Raw genomic sequence first — 24,777 nt, 5'->3', positions numbered from 1 at the left:
GGGACATTGATGAAACGATCAGATATCAACGCAATCAAAACCGAAGCCGAGGCTTTCATTCGGTCGTTCGGTACGGTTCTACCGCCCTTTGCCAACTGGTCGCCCGACCAGATGAAAAGCGATCAGGCAGCGGTTATTCGTGAACGTGGTCTGGGATGGGATATCACCGATTACGGACAGGGACGGTTCGACGAATTAGGGCTATTTCTGTTTACGCTGCGAAACGGCGATGTCGCTGATCTAAGCCAAGGGCGCGGCATGCTGTACGCAGAGAAACTGCTTGTCTCGCGGGACAAGCAGCTTTCGCCCATGCATCGTCATATCGTAAAGGCCGAAGACATTATCAATCGCGGCGGCGGCGATCTGGTGATGGAGATTTACGCCTCAGATGCCGAGGGCGGGATCGATCGGGAAAACTCGGTGACAGTGCCCAGCGACGGGTGCCCGGTGACGATCCAGCCCGGCGAGCTTTTACGGCTCGGACCGGGTCAAAGCGTGACGCTGATGCCGGGAATCTGGCACGCTTTCTGGGCCGAAAAAGGTAATTGCCTGATTGGCGAAGTATCGACTGTGAACGATGATCGAACGGACAACGTATTCGAGGACCCAATTCCCCGCTTTGCCACCATCGAAGAAGACGCAGCGCAAGAGTTCCTTTTGGTTGCTGATTATTGAAGCAAAAGCTGTGATCACGGAATAGACCGAACTCTACAACGGCGTATGCCGAAGGTACGTTCTGTATTGAAGCATCTCTTTGGTCAGGCGGCCATGTCGATCTCCCGAAAGGCGTGGCAGCAATATCCCGTGTTCAATCGTTAAGGACGGGACAGCCCTTTGCTGCCCATCCCGATAAGCCCCTTTTGCCAAAACGGAAAAACCGACTAACATGCGGTACAACGCGGTAGAGGGACTTGAACGATGGTGACAAAAGCAGAGCTGGAAGCCGAAGTTGCCGAACTTCGCCGTCAACTTGCCCAGCAAACCAAGGCTGATAAGGCGGAACCAAAGGAAGACCATTCCGACAGTCTGATCGACACGATCGAAAACTGGTCAGACCAGATGGACGAAGTTATGACCGAACTCGGAGAATTGCCGCATAAAAAGCCGATCCTGTTTGCGCTTGGCGTTTTCGCGCTTGGCTATCTGATTGGCCGTTCCCGGTAGGAGCCTGCACATGAGCCGCATTTCCCGCAATCTCTCGATCATTCTGCGTGCCGAAAGGCTGATTGCGCAAAGACAAGTCGCAGTAGCGGCCAAACGTACCGGTATTTACGGGGCAGCGGGGCTGGCAATTGGACTTGCGGTCGTGATGTTGAACGTCGCAGGCTTTTTCTGGCTGTCTGAGTCTGTATCATACGCAACCGCGGCACTGATCATGGCCGGCGTCGATCTGTTGGTGGCTGTGCTATTGGCGCTGATCGCCAATTCCATGTCATCACAGACTGACATCTCTGCGGTGGTTGAGCTCAGGGACCTGGCGCTGCAGGACATTGAGACCGAGATCAAGGACAACCTGGCCGAGGCGCGCGACGCTGTCACAGGTTTCCGGCGCGACCCGCTTGGGGCCGTGACGCCCGAGATCGTCAGCGCCCTGCTGGGCGCCTTGATCAAATTTTCCAAAGCTCGAAAGAAGTCGGGCGACTAACCTTACTGCGTCAGGTCAACCGCAGCACGCGCGATTACCATTTCTTCGTTGGTCGGAATCGACAGAATGCGAACGCGGCTAAAGTCTGTCGACAGAACCGTGCCGCCATCCGCGTTTCGCGCGTGGTCCATTTCGATTCCGATCCAGCGCATTCCGTCACAAACCATCTGCCGGATCGGAGCCGAATTCTCGCCAACGCCGCCCGTAAAGATCAGCGCATCAATGCCTTCCAGCGCGGCGGACAGCGCCCCCAATTCCCGGCGGATGCGGAACACATAATAGTCGATGGCCTTGCGCGCATCAGGCGTATCCGCCGCCAGAAGCGTGCGCATATCGGACGAAACCCCGGACAGGCCCAGCAGACCGGACTTGCGATATAGAACTTCGGCGATCTCATCCGCCGACATTCCATCCTGCTGCATCATGTACAGCACCACACCCGGGTCGAGCTGACCGCTGCGGGTCCCCATCGGAAGACCGTCCAGCGCCGAGAACCCCATCGTCGAGGCAACCGCGCGCCCGCCCGAGACCGCACACATGGACGCGCCATTCCCCAGATGCGCAATCACAACGCGGCCATCGTAGAGACCCGGCGCGATCTCTTTCAGTTTCTGCGAGATATAGTCGTAGCTCAGCCCGTGAAATCCGTACCGTCGGACACCCTTGTCATAATAACTCTGCGGCAACGCGAAAGTATCGTTGACCCAGGGATGGGTACGGTGAAAAGCGGTATCAAAACACGCCACCTGAATCGTATCCGGAAATGCAGCGCTGGCCGCCCGGATTCCAGCCAGTGAATAAGGTTGATGCAAGGGCGCGAACGGGACGAACCCCGTCAGAGTATCAATGACCGTTTCATCAATGAGAACCGGTTCGGAATACACCGTACCACCGTGGACGACCCGATGGCCGACGGCCTTCACGTGGATATCCGGGAGGTATTCCCGTGCCATTTCAAGAAAAGCGTGGATTGCTTCGTCATGACTTTGGGTGTTCGATAACGGTCGCTCGATCGACCGACCTCCGGCAGACTGAGCCAACAATCGGGGGGCATCGCCCAAACGCTCGATCTGGCCACGCCAGCGCATGCTGGGACGGTTTTCTTCGACAACTTCGTACAACGCAAATTTCAGTGATGAAGACCCGGCGTTCAGCGCCAGTACATGATCAGCCATAGAGCTTACCTTTACTTGCATAAGCGTGCAGCGCCGCAACCGCGCAAGACGCCAAGCGCGAGGCATCATCATCGGACCGCGATGTCAAGATGATCGGGGCACCAGCCCCTACGACGATCCCTGCGGCCTCGGCATGAGAGATGAAGGTCAGCTGTTTCGCAACCATGTTGCCCGCCTCAATATTCGGGGCGACAAGAATATCCGCTGACCCGGCGACCTCGGACGTGATGCCCTTGGTTCGGGCTGCTTTCAGGTCGACCGCATTGTCCATCGCAAGAGGGCCGTCAACCAATCCGCCGGTAATCTGTCCCCGTTCAGCCATTTTGGACAGCAGTGCTGCATCCACGGAAGACGGCATATGCGGGTTCACGGTTTCGACGGCAGACAAGACACCGACCTTAGGCGTTTCGATCCCAATGGATTGAGCCAAGTGAATTGCGTTCTGAACGATGTCGGCTTTGGTTTCTAGGTCCGGCGCAATATTCACCGCCGCGTCTGTTACCATGATGGGTCTCGGCATGCCCGGCACATCCATCACAAAGACATGCGACAAACGCCGACCGGTTCGCAGCCCGTTTTCACGTCGCAAGACGGCGCGCAACAGGTCATCCGTATGCAGATACCCCTTCATCAGGGTCTGTGCTTTGCCTTCAACCACCAAATCCACCGCACGATGTGCAGCAAGGCCGTGGTCCCGCGCCTCGACGATTTCGAGATCAGAGATATCCGCCCCTATCTCTGCTGCCGCGGCCATGATCTTGTCAGGATCCCCGACGAGGATCGGCGTGATGATGCTGTTGGCATGACCTAGCATCGCGCCACTCAATGAGTTGCTGTCTTCGGGCGCGACCACTGCCGTCGGCATGGGGTCCAAAGGTTTTGCCTTTTCGAGTAGCGCATCAAAATGACGATGACGCTGGACAACAAGGCCCGGAACTTCGATCGAGTCGAACGCCATGTGCTGGGCCGGAGGTGTGACCTGAACCGTACCGCTCAGAACCAAGGCGTTGTCTCCAACGCGGCGCACTTCGGCGGCGCAGATCAGATCGCCATCATCGCGCTTTTCGGCCACCGAGACGAACGCTGTTAGCTCATCGCCAGCAAGAACAGGAATGTGAAAGGACAGGTCCGCGCGGCGGGTTTGGGTCCCTGCCCCCGGCAACACGTTGCCCAGCACAGCCGCGACCAGACCTGCAGGCCACAAAGCCGGAGCTACCGCTTCGGGTTGCCCGTCGCCGTCGCCATCATAGGCTGCCAGATGCAACGGATTGTGGTCGCCCGATGCAGACGCAAACGCATAGAGGTCATCTACCGTACACAGGCGTGTCAGTTGGGCTTCGTCGCCAACTTCCAATTGGGCAAAAGTGCGGTTTTCGTAAATTTTCATTTTGAACTGGCTTTGCTTTTGTCAGAGGGCCGGACGGTCCGCGATTCAGGCTGGCGCTCTGACGCAGGCTGAGGCTCTGCGAGGTTAAGAACGTTGCTCAAATCCTCTACCATCGCTGTCAGTTCCGGCGAAGGCTCTTGTACCTCACCGGTGATACGGCGGATCAAATCGACTGCTTGTTTGCGATCTTTTTCCAGCGGCAGCAAGTCCGGCAGAGTATCGATTGCCCCTTGCCTGTCAAATGTCACAATAAGCGATTGTTCGTGCAGCAGGCGATGACGCTGATCGACCGTCAGGCTTTTGAACGGATCTTCATGCTTGAAGACGTGCGCCCAGCGATCAAGGATTTCGGCCCTGAAACTTTGATTGCTGCGCGCCAAAAGGATCAACATCCGCACCACGGCTTCTGCAACCCACCCTTGCTTTTTGTGCGCTAGGGCTGCTTCGACCTCTGGCAGGGATTTCAAACTTTCGGGATCGGCCAGCGTTCTGTGTGCCGCATTCTTTTGACCGAACCAAGAGGCCAAGGGGCCGCCCCAAAGAGAAAAGAACGTTAACTCGTACCAAGCGTCTCGAACGTCACGGCCATAGTCCATCGCCTGCTCTATCCAATCCGCTGAGATTTTTTCCAATTCAAGAAATGGATTGTCCGGCGCGGCAGAGGTTCGATTTTCCCGCGCCACGTCAGCCCAATATTTCATGCCCAAGGCGGCAGGCTGGGCAGAAGACATCGCCGCACGCTGTACCCTAAGGGGATGCATATTACGCAGCGCCTTTGCCGTCGCAGGAGTAGAAAGGGACTGAACGATCGGACGGCCAAATGTCTCATAAATATTGGCCTGAGTTTCAGACATATGAGCGACAGCGGCAAAGCTCGCTTCATCCAGTTTCCCGTCGTCCAGCGCCGATACGTCCGCCAGTGTTCGCTCATGAAAGCGAACTTCAAATTTCTTGTCGATGCCTTCGCCTTCGATATTTTCTATCTGCATTTCGTACAGGCCCGGCGCCATTGCTTCGACCGTTTCAAGCGTCGAGGCCAGTTCGCTATGTTCCTTTCGGACCACCTTTGAAGACACAAATATCCCCAGATGCCCGACCTCGTCATGCAGCATGTAGATAATGCGCTGCCCGCGCAGGCGAATCTCCTCTTCATCTGCATAGGTTTCGGCAATCCAGTTCAGCGCCTGCTGCGGCGGAGTGATATTGTCGCCCTGGCTGGCAAAAACAAAAATCGGACCTTTGATCGCCTTGATATCGATAGGTACACCCGGCTCAAGCTGAGCAGTATTCTTGACCAGGCGATTGCCCACGAAAAGCTGTTCGACGATCCAATGGATCTCGGCCTCGTTCAGAATAAAGTACCCACCCCACCAACGTTCAAAATCGATAAACCGTCTACGACCACCTTCGGGATCCCGGTAGAGATCGAAATACTTGCCAAAGTAGTTTCGACTGGCGTTTAGCTGCTCAAAGTTCATCACCAGATTGGCGCCGTCAAACTGACCAGCGCCTAAGTCCGACCAGAACATCGGCTGCCACGTCCCCCCCAGAACCCCGGCATTATAGCGCATTGGGTTTTCACCAACCGCCCCTGCCCAAGGTGCAACGGGCGCTCCGTTCAAGACCAACGGACCCGTTAGATCGGGATTGCACGCAGCCATCAGCAACGTCGCCCACCCCCCTTGGCAGTTACCTGTGACAACAGGGTGCGGGCTATCTGGATGACGGGCGCGCACTGTTCGGACAAATCCAGCCTCGGCATGCATCACATCGGCAAGGGTTTGACCGGGAACCGGATCACGCCCAAAGCTGACGAAATAAACCGGATGCCCCTTGGCCAGGGCGACACCGACCTGACTGTCCGTTTTGAAACCACCGATGCCACCCCCATGCCCCGCTCTGGGGTCGATGATCATGTAGGGGCGCTTTCGTTCATCCAGCGTCACGCCCTTCGGGGGCACGATCTTCAAAAGCTGATAGTTGCAGGGGCGTGTCAGGTCTTTGCCGTCAACGATGACGTCATAGTCATAGGCCAGCACTGGAGGGCAGCCTAGCGCCTCATGTTCAAGAAAAACGTCTCCTCTCTCGCGCAGCACATCCATAGTCAGGGCGACACGCTGGCCGGCATCCCTCAGATACTCAGACCAGTCACTGACGAACGAGCGGGAGGTCAAAATCCGGCCAGAAGCATCAACGACACGTTCAATCAGTCTGCGGGTCCGCTCTGAGTGTTCCTGCGCGATCCGGCTGGATTGCAAAGCCATCGATTGTGACAGCAAGTTCCACTGAACGCCGGACTGGTCCAAGGCATTGGCGACCGCCCCGACGGTGCGATCATTTACGACGGCTGCATCCTTGGCCAAATCCGAACCAAGCTTAAGGGATTTTGAATGAGGGTTCGGTATCACAAGAAAATCCTTTTTCAAACGATGCTTTCGTTCCATCCAAACGGAACATTGGCCGATTCTCTCAATTTTTCTGCGATGCAGCATACCCTTCGTTTCTGATTATCACAAACTTTACGCGGCGATATGACACTTCGACGAAAATCGGACATCTGCCGGCTTCAGAACAGGCGAAACTGCGAAAGCAGCTTTCCTTTGACACGGCGTTTTGGAAATATTCAAAAATCTGATTACAGTGCTTTCAACAAACAACGAGGGCACAATGAAATCACTGACCAGAATTACACGCGGCATTGGCGTTGCACTAAAAGATGGCCGAGTGAAGGGCATCTTGGCTTTCACAGTCGGCATGATCCTTTGGGCATCCGTTTTCTACCATTTTATCGAAGGGTGGAGCTGGCTCGACTCGATCTACTTTTCTGTCGTGACAATTTCGACAGTTGGTTACGGGGATTTTTCGCCGGAAACTGCCGCCGGAAAGGTCTTTACGATGGTTTATATTATCGTCGGCCTCGGCATCTTCGTTACAGCGGCAACGACAGTTGCGGACACGATCCTTTCTCAGGACGACGAAGACAAAAACAAGTAATCCGTCAGGTTCAAAGGCTTTTACCGGTGGTACCGTGAGGGTGCAGACACTCACGCAAACGACCAATTGCCGTTTGGTTTTTTGGGTTATTCTTCAAACCCATACAAATCACCGAGAAAATTATAAAATATACATATTAAATTTTTTGAGTCTAATATCCAAGGAAAGAAGAACTTTGGAGGGACGGAATGGAAAAGACTCAAGACGCAAAAATCGTCGATCTGGCAATACGCCTGCTGTTTCTAGGATTGTTCATCTACAGCGCTTTGGTCATGGTCGCGCCTCTTGCAAGCGTCGTTATTTGGGCGGCAATTCTCTGCGTAGCTCTGCACCCAGTATACGATTGGCTGCAGGGAAAGCTGGGGGGTCGAAAATCGCTGGCTGCGACGGTTTTGGTTCTTCTTGGCCTTCTGCTGACACTTGGCCCGGTCGCTACTGCTGTATCCGGGGCTGCTGAGCTGGGGTCGGATTTCGCTGAACAAGCAGACAGCGGCGAACTCAAAATTCCTCCGGCCCCGGAAGGGCTCAAGGAATTGCCATTGGTCGGAGACAAAATTGCGGATGTCTGGACCATGTTCGAGCGAAACCTGGACGGTGCGCTTGCCAAATACGGTGCGCAAATTTTGGAAGTCACCAAATCTCTGTTCGGAAAAGTGTTGGGCATTGGCATCGGACTTCTGGGTCTTGCGCTATCCGTCATAATCATGGGCGCTCTGTTCAAGCCGGGTCCTCAACTGGTTCAGGGGCTTCAAAGATTTGCCAATCGCGTCTTTGCCCCACGCGGCGGAGAGTTTGTGACACTGGCCGGTGCCACAATTCGTAACGTCACCAAAGGTGTAATCGGGGTCGCGGCGATCCAAGCGGTTGTCGTCTGGGTTCTGCTTGCGGTCTTTGGCATTTCGTCCGCCGCAACGCTGGCCTTTGTGAGCCTAATTCTCTCAATCATTCAGATTGGGCCCGGTTTGGTTCTTCTGCCCGTGATCATTTACGCCTGGAGCTCGATGTCCGGCGGTGCGGCCTTGTTGTTTACGGTTCTTGCGATCCCTGTAAGCATCATGGATAGTTTTCTGCGTCCTGTTTTCATCTCGAAAGGGCTGGAAACCCCGATGCTGGTCATCCTGATCGGCGTTCTTGGGGGGATGATGGCATATGGTCTGATCGGCATTTTCATGGGTCCAGTACTGTTCGCAGTGTTCTATGAGCTGTTCAAAGTTTGGATCGACCCGGCGCCAGAGTCTTCGGAATCCGCCGAGGAGGTTGCGGAATGAGAAAGACAATCTGGACGACGCTGGCCGTCATTCTCATATTTTTGATCTGGTATCTGGTCGCCGACCGGAAAACGCCGTTTACCGGCAATGCGCGGGTAAAGGCGGTGGCCACTCAGATTGTTCCCCAAGTGACCGGAACTGTTACCGAGGTATTGGTGGAAAACGGCCAGGTCGTATCCGCCGGAGATGTTCTGGTGCGTATCGATCGCAGACCTTATGAGATTGAGCGCGCAAAGGCCGAAGCCGATCTTGAGGCCGCCACTCAGGAAGTTGGTGCGTCGTCAGCCGAAGTGAGCGCGGCTCAGGCGAAACTGGCCCGAGCACAGAGCGACTTGGACACGATGCGAATCCAGACCGAGCGTGTTTTCGCACTTGAGAAGAAAGGTTTGATCTCTATCTCGCGGGCTGATGACGCCCGCGGCCAGTTGGCCGAGTCCGAGGCAAATCTGGAAAATGCCAAGGCCGATTTGGAAAAGGCGAAACAACGGCTTGGGGATGAAGGGCTTGAAAACCCCAAAATTCAGCGCGCGCTTGCAGCTTTGGCCGATGCAGAGCTGAACCTGGAATGGACAGAACTGCGCGCGCCTGCAACAGGGGTGATTTCCAACTTGCTGATCGCACCGGGAACTTACGCCCGGTCGGGTCAAGACCTGTTGACCTTTCTTGATGCAACGGATGTCTGGATCGAAGCCTATTTCACCGAAAACAACCTTGGCCGTGCCGGGATTGGGTCACCCGTGGACGTCGTATTGGACATGCATCCCGGTCAGATCGTGCAGGGCAAAATCGAAAGCTTTAGCGCGGCTGTTTCCCTCAGCGGCGGTGACGAGCCCGGCCAACTTGCAAGCCCGCCGAGCACCAAAGGATTTCTGCGCGAACCCGAGCGATTTCCTGTCCGTATCGTTTTGCCGGGCTACGAGGCCGGAAACGCCGAGGATGATCTTAGGTTCCAGTTGAACGGGCAGGCTGATGTGATCATGTATCTCAGCGACAACGCGTTGCTGAACGTTGTGGGGCGCACGTACATCCGCTTGGTATCGATCCTTTCCTATGCGTATTGAAGACAAACGCTCCGTACTCAGGTTGGCGCTTGGGGTAACCGGCGTTTTTGCATTGGGCCTGTTCCTGGGCTGGCCGCTAGCGGTTATCGGAGCGGTATTCACCGCGCTGTTCCTACAGGCACCCATGGCCCTGCCACTGGCGGCATTTGGAAAGCTGTTCGTGTTTTCCATTGGATTGATGTTTATCTCTTTCCTCTTATCGTCGGTTTTCGCGCCCTATCCAGTCGTTTTTCTGGTGTTGGTCGCCATTGGGATCGTGCTGTCCTTTACATGGTCCGTATCCGGTGCCGGGGTGCTGCCCGGCGTCATCGCTCTAATGGGAGCGTTGATGATCCCAAACCTTGTCCTACAGTCTCAGGATTTGGCCTTGGTTCTGGTGTTCTGGATTCCAATGAACCTGTTCTTTGCGGGGTTTGTATCGACTCTGATGTTCGTGCTGATCCCGGCCGAACCACCCAGCGAAGCACAAACGAAAGCCGCCGCCGACCGGGACTTTGACACCAGCCGCCGCATTTTCAGAATGTCGCTGGTCACAGTTCCGTTTGCGATTGCATTCTTTCTGTACGGTGCTTCGGCCTTGCTTGTTTTGTTCTTCGTGGCTCTTCTTAGCCAACAGCTTGCTGCAATGCCCGCCGCTGGAAAAACGGTCGCCAAGGCAATGTTGACCGCGAACTTGCTGGGGGCCGCGGTATCCATAATCTGCTATGAAATAAACGTCATCGCACCGGTTATGCTGACATCGGTACTGCTATGCTTTTTCTTTTGCATTGCCCTTGGCGCATTAGGAAAAACACAAATTCCGCTTGCCGCTGCTGCAGGGTCGGCGATCACGACCGCTCTGATCGTTTACGGCGGCTCGATCGCACCATTTTCCGACGAGGCGGACATCAAAAGCATTACGCGCGTCTTACAGGTCGCCAGCGCTGCGTTTTTCGTGATCATCGCCTATGTCGTCGTCGACGAATTCTGGCCAGAACGAAAACAGCGCGCTACGCCGTGAATACCATTCTTCGCCAATTCAGGTTGGGCCAAGGGTTTGGGGAAAAGGCTTAGAAAGGTTCGATGTTTCCCAAAAGAATTGAGGTCATGTCGGTTTCAAACGCGCCATCAACCGCTGTGACCCCCACTCCGGTCATGTAGTCTACATTGGATCTGGTAATGGCGGAAAGCTCGGCGTTATCATCCAAGAAAACCCACTCTGCACGGTACGCGGTTGATTGACCCACCGCTGTTTGCAAAATGGCCAAAGCATCCAGCGCGTTTATCATTCCATCTTGCGTTATGTCGGCTGCAATCAGGTTTTCAGGCGATGGTGGACCCCAGGTTGGGTTCAGGCCGACAGACATACGCAAGACCTGCAAAGCATCCAAAGCATTGATATCCGCACTGGCAGCCGAATAGGACTTCACGATATCCAGTTCGCCCGAGAATGTGCCGGACGGCAATCCAAGATCAAACCGTCCTTCGTCATCAGCCCGGACACTGACCGTACCGCCACCATCCAATGAGAACCTGATTTCGGCATCCGTCAGCGCAGGGTTGTCGGTCTTGGAATTAAGCGTAACGTTACCCTGAACGCCGTCTGAACTGCCTGGATCCAGTCCTCCGAAGTCACCGAAATCCACTGGAATATGGTCTGGCCCCTCAAATCCGGACCCGAACACCTGTGCCTCGGTCAAGGGTCCGCCGGAAGCGGATATCACTTCGATCTTTTCATCAAGGTATTCGATCTTTGCGCCCCGAACCGTGGACGTGAACGCCAGTTGTCCCGGAGAGCGCAAGAGCGGATAGTCATACATATCCAGACGATCTATTCCGGCCTGAAAATCCGTAATCGTGGTCGGGTCGCTGCCAAACTGCATTACGAAAATGTCTGCGCCGGACCCACCGGTCATGGTTGTCGCACCGGCATTGACAGACCTGGCGGTCACAACGGCAGAACTTGCGGCTTTAAAGCCAGCATTACCAGCGCTACGGGATCGCGCTTTGGTGCGGTCGCCAATACGCGGGATCGTCAATAGAATTCATCGCACGACAATCGGGGGGCTGGCCCGCAGCGGAGAGGAATTGATAGAAATTGTCCCCTTGGACGACGCGCTTCTGGTCGAAGCATATGTTCCCCCGGAAGACATCGCTTTCCTATATGCGGGACAACCGGTGAAAGTGAAAATAACTGCCTATGATTTCGCACGCTACGGAGCGTTGGACGGAAAAATCACACGAATTGGCGCAAACACAATAACGCGATCGGAAAACAGCGATGAGGAAGTTTTTGTGGTCGAAGTGCAGACCCGTCAATCAATCCTGGATGCCAACGGGGTCGCCGTTGAAATCATTCCGGGCATGATTGCCGAAGTTGACATACTTGCCGGGAAAAAGACGGTTCTGGAGTATTTGTTGCAACCTGTAGTGAAGATCAAAGATCAGGCATTGCGTGAATAGCTTAGGCCACGACCTTTTCTCTTGTAGCCGTCAATCAAAAGTCTACTTCTCGGCGTGTCAGGCCCGACCTAGCGTTCATTCCCCGGGGTCGTGAGCGTTTGATCAACGGAAAGATGCACTACATCCAATCAACATCGCCCAAAAAGATGTATCCGGCCCCATAGATCGTCTTGATCAAACGGGGATTCTTGGGATCTTCACCCAGTTTAGTTCGCAAACGGGATATTCTGACATCCATTGCTCGGTCAAAACTGTCACCCGCAGCTCCGCCCAACGCTTCTTGCATCTGCGCGCGACTAATTAGCCTTTTTGGGCTTTCAAGAAACAGACGCAAAACTTCACCTTCAGCATGGCTGAACGGGGTTTCCTCGCCAGAAGTATCTTCTAGTACGTACCTGTCAAAATGCGCTGTCCAGCCATTGAACCGAGCCGAGTCAGAATGAGTCATCTGCGACCTCGGCGTTCTTAACCTCGCTCGAATTCGTGCGACGACTTCGGCTGGATCAAAGGGCTTTGTGATATAGTCATCAGCCCCAAGTTCCAGCCCCGTCACGCGGTCCTGCACCTGGGCCCGACCCGAAATAATGATCACCGCGGCGCCTTGCTCTAGGGCCAGACGATGGACCAGCGCAAGGCCATCAGTGTCCGGCAAAGACAGGTCCACTAGGCACACATCCGGCGTTACGCGCTTTAGAGATGCCTCAAATTCGCGAGCGCGTGAAAAGCTTTGGGTTCTAAACCCGGCATCTTCGAGCGCATCAGTGAGAATTCGACGAATTTCAGGCTCGTCATCGACAATGGTCACCAGCGGTTGAGTCATCACGCAGCCTCGGTTCGGATCAGGGCGGACAGTTGCGCCCGTGTGAATGGTTTTCGCAGAACCGGCGCAAGCGTCAGTGCCTGCCGGTGCAATGGGTCTGAATACGGCAAAGACGTCATAAGGATGCACGGAAGCCGGGAATTCAACCTTCCCAGCAAATCCAAACCAGTTCCCTCCCCTTCAAGCCGAATATCTGAAAGGACCAACGCGATATCTTCGATATCAGCGGTCAGCGCCAGCGCTTCGTCCGTTGAGGTTGCCTCGATCACCGAAAAGCCCAATTCAACCAGCATATCCCGGAACTGACTTCGCAGATCATCACTGTCTTCGACCAAGAGAACCAAGCCTTCTTGAACAGGAGGGGCGGGACGATAGGGCAATCGCAGAACGACCGAGGCACCGGATGGCGTGTTCCGCAGGTTCAAATCGCCACCGGCCAATTTCACTGTGTCGTAGACCATGGGCAAGCCCAACCCAGAACCCTCGCTGCCTTTTGTCGTAAAAAACGGATTCAGCGCTTTCTCAAGCGCTTCGTTGGAAAACCCCGGACCTGTGTCGGACACGGTAATCTCTATCCAGATTGATCCCACCGTATGGGCGCTGATCGTTATCTGACCAGTCCCTCCGCAGGCGTCCCTTGCGTTGAGAACAAGATTGAGTAGCGCGTCCTGCACCATTCCAGGGTCCAACATCATCGCCTCATCCGGAAGCGTGTTCACTACGGAAAGGCCCACCCCTCGCGGAAGGGACGGCGACGCAAGGATACGCAAATCTTCCAGCAATCCACGCATATCTGTTGCCTTAGGCTGCGGCGTCCGATTTCCGGTCATATCTGCAATGCGGTTCAAAAGCTGCCCGCCCCGGCGGGCAGTTTGCTGGGTTGCGGACACCAATTCGCGGGCGGATTCGGGCAGGTCCATCTTTTCCATTCGAGACTGCATCCCAAGAATAATCGTCAGCAAGTTGGAAAAGTCATGCGCCAAACCGCTCGTCATCTGAGCGGCCATAGCGCGTCGACGGGTTTGTTGCAGCGCAACGCGGGCTTGCGTTTCTTCGGTTATGTCAACGGACATGACATAGACACCACCTTCACCGTCCGGCGTAAAGGATACACGAATCCGTCTTGAGCCTTGATCCTCGGTGAATTCGAACACCGAGGTTTCGCCGTCATAGGCTTTTTGCAGATGTGGCTCGACGCGCAGATATGCCGCCGATCCCAACGCCTGAGAAACATGCATTCCCAGAATTTCAGATGGACGACCTGTCATGACAGAGTTTAAGCGGCGGTTTGAATAGTCGTACCGGCCCTCGGAATCCAAATGCGCGATATGAGCTGGCATCATCTCGGTCGTCATACGCGTTCGGGCTTCGATTTCGGTCAACTGACGCTTGGCCTCTTCCAAAGCCGAGTTCGTCGCAGCCAGTTTTCGGTTTGCTGCCGAAAGTTCTTCGGCTCTGTCCAATAGCTGGCTTGACAGCTCGACGGATCGAGCGCGCAACAGCGCCTCGGCCTGTTTGGTATTGGTTATGTCTGTATAGACGGCAACCCACCCCCCTTTGGGCAACGGAGCCCCTTCAACCGAGATAACCTGACCGTTGGCGCGAACACGCTCTAGGTAATGGGGTTCAAACGTCAAAGCCTGCGCAACCCGAGTATCGACTACGTCATCGACGTCGACGTCTTCACCATATTCGCCATTTTCGGCAAGAAACTGGATGGTATCCCGAAACATTGATCCCGGCTCGACCAGATGATCCGGCAGATTGAACATGACCTGAAACGGACGATTGCTGACGACCAGCCTGAGATTGCTGTCATAAATCGACAAGCCCTGACCAATCAGGTTAAGACCGGCAGTCGTCATAGTCTTGATCTGTTCGTCCGTGATGTTCAATTCCGCCCTCCCCGCGTCACATGCGTAACACCGGTTCCAGCGCAGGTGTAGGGGGCATGAACGCGACAAATAGGGCTAACAGCCGCGCAATTGTTCAATACCGGGATTTTGACATTGGCCCATTCGCCGTAATCGAATGGAGCGACAACGTGTGGTCCATATTCCGCATCCGGTGTCGCAGCATCAAACGCCCTAGTCGAGCCAGCTCTGGCGCGTATTCCGGTTTTGTGGCGACGTTCTCCATTTCTCCATTTTTGCTGTGATCAAACAAGATCGGCGGAAGATCGGCGGCGAACTCAACCAGCGTGAACTTTTCGTCCCGCAAAATTCCCAGGCACGACTCGCTGTTTCCAGTGCCCAAGGTCTTTTGCCAGATCGTCGCCTTTTCCGGCTCAGAGAAGTCAAGCTCGCTAAAGGAATAGTCGCGCCAGTCGTCTGGAACCGCCCCTTGCAGCAAAGGCATCAGGGATCTGCCGTCCATCGCGTTGGGCACCGATTGCCCAACCCAGTCCAAAATGGTGGGGGTGATGTCGATTGACTCAGTGGGCGCAGAAACAAGTTTGCCGGCCTGGGACTGATTGCCCGGCACTCGGATCATCAAGGGGGTGTGAAATGCCGCATCATAGACCGTCATCTTGCCCCAGCTGTGCCGATCACCCAACATCTCTCCGTGATCGGCAGTGATGACGATCAATGTGTCATCATACTGACCGCTTTCCTTTAGGAACCGGACGACTCGACCAATGTGATGGTCCACCTCGCTCGCCAGCCCCAGATAGACCGAACGCAAGATGCGCACGTTCTCGGGCGTCGGTTCGACTTGGTCAAAGCCCAGAACGAAATCCGAAACCGACTGCTTGGCCATTGTCGGCCCAAAAAAGGGGTGAAGCGCCAGCTCGCTGGCTGCATCGGGATAACCGGCTGGCAAGGGCAACGTGGACGGGTCATACATGTCGTTATACGGCGCCGGAGCCACAAGTGGCGGATGGGGTCTGATATAGGTCAGATGCGCGAACCAGCCCTGCCCCGCACGAGGTGCCATATTGTCCAAAAAGGCGTTCGTCAGAAAAGCGGTGTCGCTGTCCTCAGCCGCGTAAATCGCGGGGTCGTTGAGACGGGCCGGGCTTCCGTCCGGGGCAGCCGGTTTATGCACATCCCAGTAGTCGTCGAATTCATACCCTTTCTGCATCAAATGAGACCGCCAAGGATAGGATTCCTCCAGCCTCATCTCGACCACTTCTTCAAACCCGGACATGGCGTTTTCGTATGACCTCAGGATAGGGTCGGATGGATCGTGAACCCGTGGGTCAGCCGACGTGTCAGTGTACCCAAACAGCAGCGGAAGATACCCTGCCTTTCGCATCTCTGTCGCGATGTTTGGGGTGTCGTGACGCAGCGGTGTCCCGTTTCGCACGGATCGATGGTTCATCGCATATTGCCCGGTCAAAATTGACGCCCGGGACGGCCCACATGGGTTCGTCACCGAGAAATGTCGGTCAAAGGAAACCGAGTCCGCCATGAACTCGCGCAAATTCGGCAGTTCAACATGCGCTGCCAATGCTCCGTTCAGGCAATCCGCCCGCAATTGATCGATGATGATGAACAGGACATTCCCCGCGCGCCTCATTCCACTCTCCATGATTCCGTAGACGTGGTCTTGGGCGAACTCTGTCGCGGTTCCGTATTTCGGGCAACAGGATTGTCATCGCCTCAATCCGATTACCTATGAAAGGCACAAGGATCTGATATGCCGCTTGTGCCGGGCACTTGGCCCTTCTTGCAAACGTCATTCCCAAGCCACAGAAATGAGTTCGCCTTCAAAAAATGCGTTGCAGCACACCGCCGTTTCACATCACATACGGCCATGACGCAGCCAACGATACAATCTGACAGGGATGCCAACGGCGTTTACTTCAAAGTGTCTGGCGACCTGCTGACACAATCGCTGAGCAGCGTCGAAAAAACCTTCTCGGCTTTCCAGCCGGACGGCAGCGACGTCGTCGTGGACCTTACCGACGTTCACGCATTGGATACCGGAGGCGCGTGGCTGGTCGCAGACTTGGCCCGGCGCGTCCAGACGTCTGGGGCCCAGGTCCACATTCAAGGCGTTCTACCTGCCTATTCCGACCTGATTGAAACGGTTTCGCAAAACATCCCACAAGAACCGGGCACCGAAGCAGATCGCCGCAGCTTTACCGACTGGGTTGAAAGCATCGGCAAACGAACCGTCGGAGGTTGGAATGACACCCTTTCGATGCTTGAGTTTCTTGGCCTCACCCTACACCGGCTTGTCCGAACCATTCTGATGCCACATCGTCTGCGCCGGGCCGCCTTGGTTTCGCAGATGGAAGAAACCGGGTTCAAGGCAATCCCCATTGTTGCCCTGATGGGGTTCCTGATCGGCGTCGTTCTGGCATTTCAGGGCGCGACACAGCTAAAGCAATTCGGAGCCGAGATTTTCGTGGTCGAACTGATCTCGATCTCAGTGCTGAGAGAGCTTGGCATTCTGCTGACTGCGATCATTGTTGCTGGCCGGTCAGGATCAGCATTCACGGCCTCCATCGGCTCGATGAAGGTTCAGGAAGAAATCGACGCCATGCGGACACTCGGACTAGACCCTATCGAGGTTCTGGTGATCCCGCGTGTCGTTGCCCTGTTGATTATGCTGCCGATCCTCGGCTTTGTTGCAGATATGGCCGCTCTGGTGGGCGGGGGATTGATGAGTTGGATTGATCTTGACGTCAGCCCTGGCATGTTTGCGACCCGGCTGAAAGAGAACACTGGCATCTGGCATTTTGCAATCGGCATGATCAAAGCGCCTTTCTTTGCGCTGGTCATTGGCGTCGTCGCCTGTTGGCAGGCGCTGCAGGTCAAAGGCTCGGCCCAGAGTGTCGGGCAACGCACGACCGCCTCGGTGGTGCAATCCATTTTCATGGTTATCGCACTTGATGCCCTGTTCTCGATCTTCTTCTCGGTCATGGGGGTCTGATATGGACGGAACACCCCTTGAACAGGCAACAAAATCCGACGCAAAACGCGAGGCAGTCATCCGCGTTCGCAATCTGACCAATCAGTTCGGCCCGCAAGTTGTCCACCAGAACCTGAACCTCGATGTCTGGCGTGGCGAAGTGCTGGGCATTGTCGGCGGCTCCGGCACGGGCAAGTCAGTTCTATTGCGTACAATCGTTGGGCTGAACAAACCTGCGGCCGGCAGCATCGACGTGCTGGGCGTTGACGTTCTGAACGGCCCCGAACAGGAAAGACGCCGGATCGAACAGCGCTGGGGCGTTGCGTTTCAGGACGGCGCTCTGTTTTCGTCACTGACCGTTTTGCAGAACGTGATGGCACCGCTGCGTGAACACACACGGCTGAGCGAAAGCCTGATGCGTGCGCTTGGGGGCCTCAAGATCAGCTTGGTTGGCCTGCCTCAGTTGAGTTGCGGCAAGTTCCCGTCCGAATTGTCCGGCGGGATGCGCAAGCGCGCGGCACTTGCGCGGGCGCTCGCTCTGGACCCGGAAATCGTTTTTCTTGACGAACCTACTGCTGGTTTGGACCCGATCGGAGCTGCAGCCTATGACGAGTTGATCGGCGAGTTGCAGCACGCACTTGGCTTAACCGTCTTTATGGTCACACATGATCTGGACAGCCTGTACGCCATTTGCGATCGCATCGCAGTTCTTGCGGAAAAACGCGTGCTTGTTGAAGGTCCGATTGAAGAAATGACCAAAGTCGATCATCCTTGGGTGCAGGAATATTTCACGGGCCCCCGCGCGCGCGCTGCGCAAGAGAAGGGGCAGGACAGGTAGAAGCCATGGAAACCCGAGCGAACTATATCCTGATCGGCGCGTTTACCCTTGCGGGTATTCTGGGCGCGTTCGGATTTTTTCTATGGCTGGCAAAATTCGAGGTGACGCGACAATACGCTTACTACGAGGTCCTGTTTGAAAACGTATCTGGCCTGTCGGCGGCTGGGGGCGTCAGCTATAACGGCTTGCCGGTCGGGCAGGTCATATCGCTGGATTTGGATGACGACGACCCGTCCAAAGTCAGGGTCCGCATTGAAATTGATGCAGACATTCCGGTGACAACAGAAACGATTGCGCAGCTTCAGTCGCTTGGCGTCACTGGTGTCAGCTATGTTGAACTGACAGGAGGCTCACCAGAAGCCGAGAGACTTCCCCAAGACAGCTTGATCAAAAGCAAACGCAGCGCAATCCAGTCCCTTTTTGAAGGCGCGCCGCAGTTGATGGAAAAAGCAATAACGCTACTGGAGGACGTCAACGAAATCGTCGACGAAAAGAACCGCAAAGCCGTTGCGGATATTCTCGAAAATGTCGCCTCGGCGACGGGGCGGCTGGACAAGACGTTGTCGGACTTTGAGTCTTTGTCATCCGATCTGGGCGGGGCCGCCAAAGACATTTCCGCTTTTTCATCGCGTCTGGGCCAACTGGCCGACACCGCGGAAACAACTTTGACCACCGGAACCGATACACTGAACAGTGTGAAAACAGCGTCCGAGTCCGCCACGGCCGCGCTGGATAGTGCGAAAGTCACAATCGAGGCGGCTGACACCGTGATCAAGCAGGACCTGAAACCCTTTCTGGACCGAGCCTCAGCATTGGCAGAAGACTTGACCGAACTTACCGGTGAAGGGTCTGTAGCATTGACGATGGTCACCGAAACCTTTCTGAACGCAAACGAGACGCTGGACTACATTGACAGAGCAATGGACACAGCCCACAGCACATTGACCTCGGCAGAGCGCGCGTTCGACTCGGCCAATCGCGTGATCGATGAGGACGTCGGCAAGGTGGTCGAAGACATTCGCAATGCGGCAAATCAAGTTGCCACGACCGTCACCAAAGTGACAGACAGGCTGGACGAGATTTCGGCCGACATCCTCAGCGCGTCTCAATCCGCTTCTGAACTTTTGGGGACGATCGACGGAATTGTGCAGGACAACCGGCGTCAGTTGTCTGATTTCCTGCGTGTGGGGCTGCCTCAATTCACACGCTTCATCGAAGAATCTCAACGGCTGGTCGTCAGTCTGGACCGATTGGTGGATAGGGTTGAACGAGACCCCGCGCGCTTCTTACTGGGTACCCAAGCATCGGAGTTTCGCCAATGATCAGGTCATTTATTGCCATGCTGGCGATCGTTTCGATGGCTGGCTGCACCGGGCTGGGAACGCTTCAGCAGGCGTCCAAGCCAAACGACCTTTACCTTTTGTCACCCAAAAGTACCTTTTCGCCCTCTCTGCCGCGCGTTCAACGACAGATCGTCGTGGAAGAACCGACGGCAACGGCTGCGGTCAACACGGATCAGATCGCAGTGCAGCCCACCCCCTTGCAAGTGCAATATCTGGCCCGCGCGCGGTGGGTGGATCGCGCGCCGCTGATCGTTCAAACTCTGTTGGTTGAAAGTTTCGAGAATAGCGGGAAAGTTGCTGCTGTCGGCAGATCGACTGTCGGCTTGAGGGCAGACTACGTGATCGTTCCCGATCTGCGCGAATTTCAGGGAATCGTCGTTAGCGAAGCGGACAATTCGTCAAACATTCGAGTTGAAGTTCGCATGAACATCAAGATTATCGACGAGTTTGAGGATAAGATTATTGCGTCGAGTTCCTTTCAGGAAAACGTAGTCTCAGCAAGTGACCAGACTGCGGATCTGGTCACTGCGTTCGACACCGCGCTTGGGAGAACGATGCGCGACGCGGTTGAATGGAGCATTCGCAAAATCCACACCCACGCCGCTAACAATCCAAGTTCGTTTTGACCCTATAACCCGGATCAGCACCGTCCAGCTTATTGAGCCAGTGTTTGCGCAAGGCGCATCAGGGTAATCGCCTCGGCCCTATAGCCAAACGGGTCTTTACCCCGCGCGGAACTGGCCAAGTTTATAGCATCCTCATAGGTCCAATCTCCCAAAAACGTGTCGTCTCGCATCAACTGCCCGAAACCGGCTATTGCGTATGAAAAGCGTACGTCATCCGTGACTTCGCCTTGCCGGAAAACGATGGGTTGCTCGATCAACTCACTTTGGGCGGTCCCTGGTGATTTGTAACGCAATTTAAAATACCCGATTTCATCTGACCCTGCGGTCTCAACCTGTTCGGCATAGCGCAGCGGACCATTCCTGACGGCATCCGATCCGACCGGAGTCACTTCGTATATGGCTGTTACGTTGTGGCCAGCGCCAATATCGCCAGCGTCCACCCTGTCATTCGAGAAGTCTTCGCGACGCAACGCCCGTGTCTCGTAACCAATCAACCGGTACTCGGCGATTTGCGCCGGATTGAACTCGACCTGGATTTTGACGTCGTTGGCAATCGGAAACAAAACACCCGTCAGTTGATCGACCAGAACTTTGCGCGCCTCGCTCAGCGTGTCGATATAGGCCGCCTGACCGTTGCCGTTCTGCGCCAGCGCCTGCATCGTTGCGTCGTCCAGGTTGCCACGACCAAAACCCAAAACACTCAGGAAAGTGCCGCTATCTCGCTTGTCTGCGATGAAATCCGTCAAAGCCTCGGGGTCGGATAGGCCGACGTTAAAGTCGCCGTCCGTGGCGAGAACAACCCGCGTTACTTCTCCTTCCGCGGCCATAGCTTCAGCAACTTGATACGCTTGCTGCAATCCTGCCTGTCCCGCAGTTGACCCTCCGGCCTCAAGCCTGTCCAGCGCGGACATGATCTTGGACTTTTCCGCAACTGTCGTTGGCTCAAGTACCTGCCCCGCACTACCGGCATAGGTGACGATCGAAACCTGATCTTCGGGTCGCAACTCGGACAGCAGCAGGCGGAACGACTGTTTGAGCAAGGGCAACTTGTTCGCATCCTGCATCGACCCAGACGTATCAATCAGAAAGACCAGATTCAGCGGCGGCCGATCGGCAATTTCGGGCATGGCACCTTGAATACCGATATGAACAAGCTGCGTGTCATTGTTCCAAGGTGTCGGGCTTACAGCAATGGTAGGTCGAAACGGTGCGGCTCCTTCCGGGGCAGGGTACGCATAGGGGAAATAATTCACCATCTCCTCGACCCGAATGGCGTCCCGCGGCGGCAAATGTCCACTTAAAAGCGATGAACGCGCGATCGAATAAGAGGCTGTATCCACGTCGATCGAAAACGTCGAAACAGGGTCTTCCGAAGTGACCTTTAGCGGATTGGTATCTGCGTTTGAAAATGCTTCTGTGTCCTGATCCGGCTGCACGACCAGCGATCGTTCTGACGGCGTAGCGGCGATCACCGGTGCCTCCATCAACGCGCCGCCAGTAACGATGGCAGACGGCTGATCCGCCGGAACCAACGCTCTTTCCTGCCGCTTTCTCTGAACGGCCGAGGTCGCCCCCTCATCGGCAAACTGCTCTTGCGAAAGGAGCGTGGCGGCTTCTTCCTGATCCAACCCTGTGCTTGGCGAGGAAAAACGGCTTTCAACCCAGCTTGTCGGTTGGATAACGTAGTCCCGCGTTTGCGGGAGGATCACGATCAGGGCAACGGCTGCAACGGCCGTAGTTGCGGTCAGTACGCCGCGATGGGTCAGGGCATTTAACATGGGCTTCGCTCCTTCTATCAGACGGGCCAAGTGGCCTCGCTCGACAGTGGGACGTGCCTCGGTCGCATTTCCTTGGGCATCAAGGAAACTTTTTTGCGCATGAGCCAGGTTTGCAGCGCGCCGTCCCGCATCCGGTGCCGGGGTGGCCGCACTTATTGTGGCCTTCAGCTTTTCAAGTTCATCTGTCATTGGGCCAGCTCCTCCTGCCGCATGACGCGCAGGCGCTTTCGGATTTCCGACATTCGCCAGGACACGGTGCCTTCTGAAACACCCAGCACCTCAGCAGCTTGGGCATGTGTCATTTCGTCTTCCAACGTCAGCGCCAACGTGTCCTGCAACTCGCAGGGCAAAGAGCGCATCGCCCGCACCAACCAGTCCACTGCCTCGGCCGTCTCTGCAGCCTCGGCGCGGCGCATTTTCTCGACATCGCCCCAACTGGCGGCCGCACGGGTGTGACTGGCACGGCGGCGGCGCGTGTCCTCCGCTGCGTTTACAACGACACGGTATAACCATGTTGTGAACTGCGCCTGTGCACGGAATCCGGTTATTTTCCCAGGCAACGCCAAGCAGATATCCTGCGTCAAATCTTCAGCGAGATCCGCACGCCCGGACAGCCGAAACGCCAATCGGAATATCCTGTCGTAGTGCCGCGCCAAAAGGGTGGCAAACGCCTCAGCGTCGCCATTGGCAGCAGCCATTGCCAAGTCCTCATCCGATGTTTTCATACGCATCACGATTGGTAAGACGGATCAGGAAGGTCAATCCTTGGCCAAAACAGAAAAAAAATTAGAACCGATCAGCCGAAGCCATATTCCAGTCCAGCTTGTATTCATCCGGGATAGCATCGGTCAGCAGCACGCCTTGATCCAGAAACGTATACAGTTCTCCGTAGGACCGTTCACGTTCATCAGCGGTCCGGCGGTGAATATCTGACGGTTGCAACTGGGACACGCGGCTTTTTCCCATAGCCCCAAGCAGTTCACGGAAACTTTCAAGCGTAGAGTCGTGATAGCGATGCACCCTTTGGCGCTTTTGCTGAACGTTCACGGCGCGCCCCCGCACCGGGTCTTGCGTTGCGACACCTGATGGACAGCGGTTGGTATTGCAGTGCAACGCCTGGATGCACCCGACAGCGAACATCATTGCACGCGCTGCGTTGCACATATCGGCCCCAAGCGCGCATTTCTCGACCATGTCATAACCAGTCGCCACCTTGCCCGAGCAAATGATACGTATCTCGTCACGCAAACCGGCGCCGCGCAGACAGTTGTTCACAAAGATCAGCGCTTCGTTCAGTGGCATGCCCAGACGGTTCGTAAACTCGACCGGGGCTGCGCCGGTTCCCCCTTCCGAGCCATCAACGGTGATAAAATCGGGCAAGATACCTGTTTCCAGCATCGCCTTGCAGATCGCCATGAATTCCGAGGGGCGACCAATACACAGCTTGAACCCGATAGGCTTGCCGTCCGACAGTTCGCGCAAATGCTGTACAAACTCCAGCAGACCTTTCGGTCCGTCAAACGCGGAATGGACGGGCGGGGAAATAACGTCCTGATGCAACGGAACACCGCGAATATCAGCGATCTCCTGATCAACCTTGGCCGCTGGCAAAACGCCGCCATGCGAGGGCTTTGCCCCTTGAGACAGTTTTATCTCAATCGCTTTTACAACTGGATTTCCTGCCTTTTCAGCGAATTGAACCCTGTCGAATCCACCATCGTCGGTGCGACACCCAAAATAACCTGTCCCGATCTGCCAGATGATGTCGCCACCTTCGGCCAAGTGATGCGGCGACAGGCCACCTTCACCGGTGTTGTGCGCAAAGCCTCCGTCCTTTGCGCCGCCATTCAAAGCCCGGATTGCATTGGCGCTAAGCGCCCCGAAACTCATCGCCGAAACGTTCAGGCGGGACGCGCTGTAAGGTTGCTTGCATTGCGGGCCGCCCAACACAATCCGCCCTTCGCTTTCCGGCACGTCCTTGGGTGCAAGAGAATGGTTTGCCCGGTGATAGCCTACGGACAAAATGTCGTATTGGGTGCCAAATGCCTGAGTATCGACTTGTCCCTTGGCGCGCGCATACACCAGACCCCGGATAATTCGGTTGAAGGGGCGCCCGCTTTCGTTTGTTTCAACAAAGTACTGGCGGATTTCGGGGCTCACAAATTCCAGCATATAGCGGAAATGGCCTAGAACAGGGTAATTGTTCAGCACGTTATGCTTGGTCGTCAGAATATCGTAGAGGCCAACCACGGCGTAGGGCACGAGTATCACAAGCAGCCAATAGGCCGGCGGCCAGAAATAACCCCAAAGCAGAGTTAACGGCAGGCACACATAGCTGAGGAAGTAATAGAGTCTGCGTACAATCATCGTGATCTCCGATACCGAGATAGGCTTAACCAATCGTTGGGCAAAACGACGTTTAGTTGCAAGAGTTTACGCCGTTCTACACCAAAAAGGGCTTAATCGCGAAGCTGGGTCTTCTGTTGATCCGAATGGTTGCCGCCTGTATCTGGAAAGACAGGTGAACTTGGGCAGGA

At 55.4% G+C, this 24,777-nt stretch carries 22 protein-coding genes; 12 read left to right on the top strand and 10 right to left on the bottom strand.

Translation table 11 applies throughout. From position 1 onward, the window contains the following. Positions 1-9: 9 nt before the first annotated feature. The 3 genes from ACR0KS_RS17725 (at position 10) to ACR0KS_RS17715 (ending at position 1,645) form a co-directional block, all read left to right on the top strand. Positions 10-675, top strand: coding sequence for a D-lyxose/D-mannose family sugar isomerase (locus ACR0KS_RS17725; protein WP_170416002.1), 666 nt, complete (start codon positions 10-12; stop codon positions 673-675). A gap of 243 nt (positions 676-918) precedes the next feature. After that, complete coding sequence (locus ACR0KS_RS17720) at positions 919-1,164, top strand: hypothetical protein (protein WP_170416004.1); 246 nt, start codon at positions 919-921, stop codon at positions 1,162-1,164. Positions 1,165-1,174: 10 nt separating this feature from the next. After that, a complete protein-coding gene (locus ACR0KS_RS17715) occupies positions 1,175-1,645 on the top strand; it encodes a phage holin family protein (protein WP_170416006.1) in 471 nt (156 codons plus the stop codon). Positions 1,646-1,647: 2 nt separating this feature from the next. Here ACR0KS_RS17715 and ACR0KS_RS17710 read toward each other — a convergent pair whose 3' ends face one another. From ACR0KS_RS17710 to ACR0KS_RS17700, 3 genes are read right to left on the bottom strand one after another with little or no spacing between them, the layout of a single operon-like run. Beyond that, on the bottom strand, positions 1,648-2,820 hold the full coding sequence (locus ACR0KS_RS17710; RefSeq protein ID WP_170416008.1) for an acetate/propionate family kinase: 1,173 nt from the start codon (positions 2,818-2,820) through the stop codon (positions 1,648-1,650). Further along, a complete protein-coding gene (locus tag ACR0KS_RS17705; protein WP_170416010.1) occupies positions 2,813-4,207 on the bottom strand; it encodes a bifunctional enoyl-CoA hydratase/phosphate acetyltransferase in 1,395 nt (464 codons plus the stop codon). Before ACR0KS_RS17705 ends, ACR0KS_RS17710 begins: the two co-directional genes overlap by 8 nt. Further along, positions 4,204-6,615, bottom strand: coding sequence for a DUF3141 domain-containing protein (locus ACR0KS_RS17700; RefSeq protein ID WP_480693288.1), 2,412 nt, complete (start codon positions 6,613-6,615; stop codon positions 4,204-4,206). Before ACR0KS_RS17700 ends, ACR0KS_RS17705 begins: the two co-directional genes overlap by 4 nt. 259 nt (positions 6,616-6,874) lie before the next feature. Here ACR0KS_RS17700 and ACR0KS_RS17695 point away from each other — a divergent pair, with 259 nt between their 5' ends. From ACR0KS_RS17695 to ACR0KS_RS17680, 4 genes are all read left to right on the top strand, one after another. Beyond that, positions 6,875-7,201: a potassium channel family protein gene (locus ACR0KS_RS17695; RefSeq protein WP_170416012.1), complete on the top strand. Its 327-nt coding sequence runs from the start codon at positions 6,875-6,877 to the stop codon at positions 7,199-7,201. A 188-nt stretch (positions 7,202-7,389) separates the two neighbouring features. Then, complete coding sequence (locus ACR0KS_RS17690) at positions 7,390-8,469, top strand: AI-2E family transporter (RefSeq protein ID WP_170416014.1); 1,080 nt, start codon at positions 7,390-7,392, stop codon at positions 8,467-8,469. Continuing rightward, the gene (locus ACR0KS_RS17685) at positions 8,466-9,530 is read left to right on the top strand and encodes an HlyD family secretion protein (RefSeq protein WP_170416016.1); all 1,065 of its coding nucleotides are present in this window, start codon (positions 8,466-8,468) and stop codon (positions 9,528-9,530) included. Before ACR0KS_RS17690 ends, ACR0KS_RS17685 begins: the two co-directional genes overlap by 4 nt. After that, on the top strand, positions 9,520-10,530 hold the full coding sequence (locus ACR0KS_RS17680) for a DUF2955 domain-containing protein (RefSeq protein ID WP_170416018.1): 1,011 nt from the start codon (positions 9,520-9,522) through the stop codon (positions 10,528-10,530). The genes ACR0KS_RS17685 and ACR0KS_RS17680 overlap by 11 nt, the downstream gene beginning before the upstream one ends. A 49-nt stretch (positions 10,531-10,579) precedes the next feature. On the opposite strand, the gene ACR0KS_RS17675 is transcribed toward ACR0KS_RS17680, so the two are convergent. Beyond that, entirely contained in the window at positions 10,580-11,425 is an 846-nt protein-coding gene (locus tag ACR0KS_RS17675) for a dockerin type I domain-containing protein (protein ID WP_170485901.1), read from the bottom strand. On the opposite strand from ACR0KS_RS17675, the gene ACR0KS_RS17670 reads away from it, so the two are divergent. Next, positions 11,424-11,972 carry a beta-barrel domain-containing protein gene (locus tag ACR0KS_RS17670; RefSeq protein ID WP_480693287.1) on the top strand — a complete coding sequence of 183 codons (549 nt, stop codon included), beginning with the start codon at positions 11,424-11,426 and terminating at the stop codon, positions 11,970-11,972. The genes ACR0KS_RS17675 and ACR0KS_RS17670 overlap by 2 nt on opposite strands. A gap of 118 nt (positions 11,973-12,090) precedes the next feature. Here the strand turns inward: ACR0KS_RS17670 and ACR0KS_RS17665 are convergent, their stop codons facing one another. From ACR0KS_RS17665 to ACR0KS_RS17655, 3 genes are all read right to left on the bottom strand, one after another. Next, positions 12,091-12,792, bottom strand: coding sequence for a response regulator transcription factor (locus tag ACR0KS_RS17665; protein ID WP_170389038.1), 702 nt, complete (start codon positions 12,790-12,792; stop codon positions 12,091-12,093). Further along, positions 12,792-14,657, bottom strand: a complete 1,866-nt coding sequence (locus ACR0KS_RS17660; RefSeq protein ID WP_480681611.1) for a PAS-domain containing protein — start codon at positions 14,655-14,657, stop codon at positions 12,792-12,794. Before ACR0KS_RS17660 ends, ACR0KS_RS17665 begins: the two co-directional genes overlap by 1 nt. A 124-nt stretch (positions 14,658-14,781) precedes the next feature. Beyond that, the gene (locus ACR0KS_RS17655; protein WP_170416023.1) at positions 14,782-16,314 is read right to left on the bottom strand and encodes a sulfatase-like hydrolase/transferase; all 1,533 of its coding nucleotides are present in this window, start codon (positions 16,312-16,314) and stop codon (positions 14,782-14,784) included. Between the two features lie 237 nt (positions 16,315-16,551). Between ACR0KS_RS17655 and ACR0KS_RS17650 the strand changes: the two genes are divergently transcribed. From ACR0KS_RS17650 to ACR0KS_RS17635, 4 genes are read left to right on the top strand one after another with little or no spacing between them, the layout of a single operon-like run. Then, a complete protein-coding gene (locus ACR0KS_RS17650; protein ID WP_170416025.1) occupies positions 16,552-17,676 on the top strand; it encodes an ABC transporter permease in 1,125 nt (374 codons plus the stop codon). A gap of 1 nt (position 17,677) precedes the next feature. Next, positions 17,678-18,493 carry an ATP-binding cassette domain-containing protein gene (locus tag ACR0KS_RS17645; protein ID WP_170389034.1) on the top strand — a complete coding sequence of 272 codons (816 nt, stop codon included), beginning with the start codon at positions 17,678-17,680 and terminating at the stop codon, positions 18,491-18,493. A 5-nt stretch (positions 18,494-18,498) separates the two neighbouring features. Next, positions 18,499-19,815 (top strand): MlaD family protein, encoded by a 1,317-nt coding sequence (locus tag ACR0KS_RS17640; protein WP_170416029.1) that lies wholly within the window; start codon positions 18,499-18,501, stop codon positions 19,813-19,815. Continuing rightward, positions 19,812-20,462, top strand: a complete 651-nt coding sequence (locus ACR0KS_RS17635; RefSeq protein WP_480681494.1) for an ABC-type transport auxiliary lipoprotein family protein — start codon at positions 19,812-19,814, stop codon at positions 20,460-20,462. The genes ACR0KS_RS17640 and ACR0KS_RS17635 overlap by 4 nt, the downstream gene beginning before the upstream one ends. A gap of 29 nt (positions 20,463-20,491) precedes the next feature. Here ACR0KS_RS17635 and ACR0KS_RS17630 read toward each other — a convergent pair whose 3' ends face one another. From ACR0KS_RS17630 to ACR0KS_RS17620, 3 genes are all read right to left on the bottom strand, one after another. Then, positions 20,492-22,429, bottom strand: coding sequence for a VWA domain-containing protein (locus tag ACR0KS_RS17630; RefSeq protein ID WP_170485903.1), 1,938 nt, complete (start codon positions 22,427-22,429; stop codon positions 20,492-20,494). Continuing rightward, complete coding sequence (locus ACR0KS_RS17625) at positions 22,426-22,965, bottom strand: RNA polymerase sigma factor (protein WP_170416033.1); 540 nt, start codon at positions 22,963-22,965, stop codon at positions 22,426-22,428. Before ACR0KS_RS17625 ends, ACR0KS_RS17630 begins: the two co-directional genes overlap by 4 nt. Before the next feature lie 61 nt (positions 22,966-23,026). After that, positions 23,027-24,607 carry an FMN-binding glutamate synthase family protein gene (locus tag ACR0KS_RS17620; protein ID WP_170559541.1) on the bottom strand — a complete coding sequence of 527 codons (1,581 nt, stop codon included), beginning with the start codon at positions 24,605-24,607 and terminating at the stop codon, positions 23,027-23,029. Between the last annotated feature and the right edge of the window lie 170 nt (positions 24,608-24,777).

It is taken from the genome of Ruegeria sp. BC7 (assembly GCF_056539165.1).
Note: the sequence above shows the minus strand (reverse complement) of the source record. Positions and strands in the feature narration are given on the sequence as shown.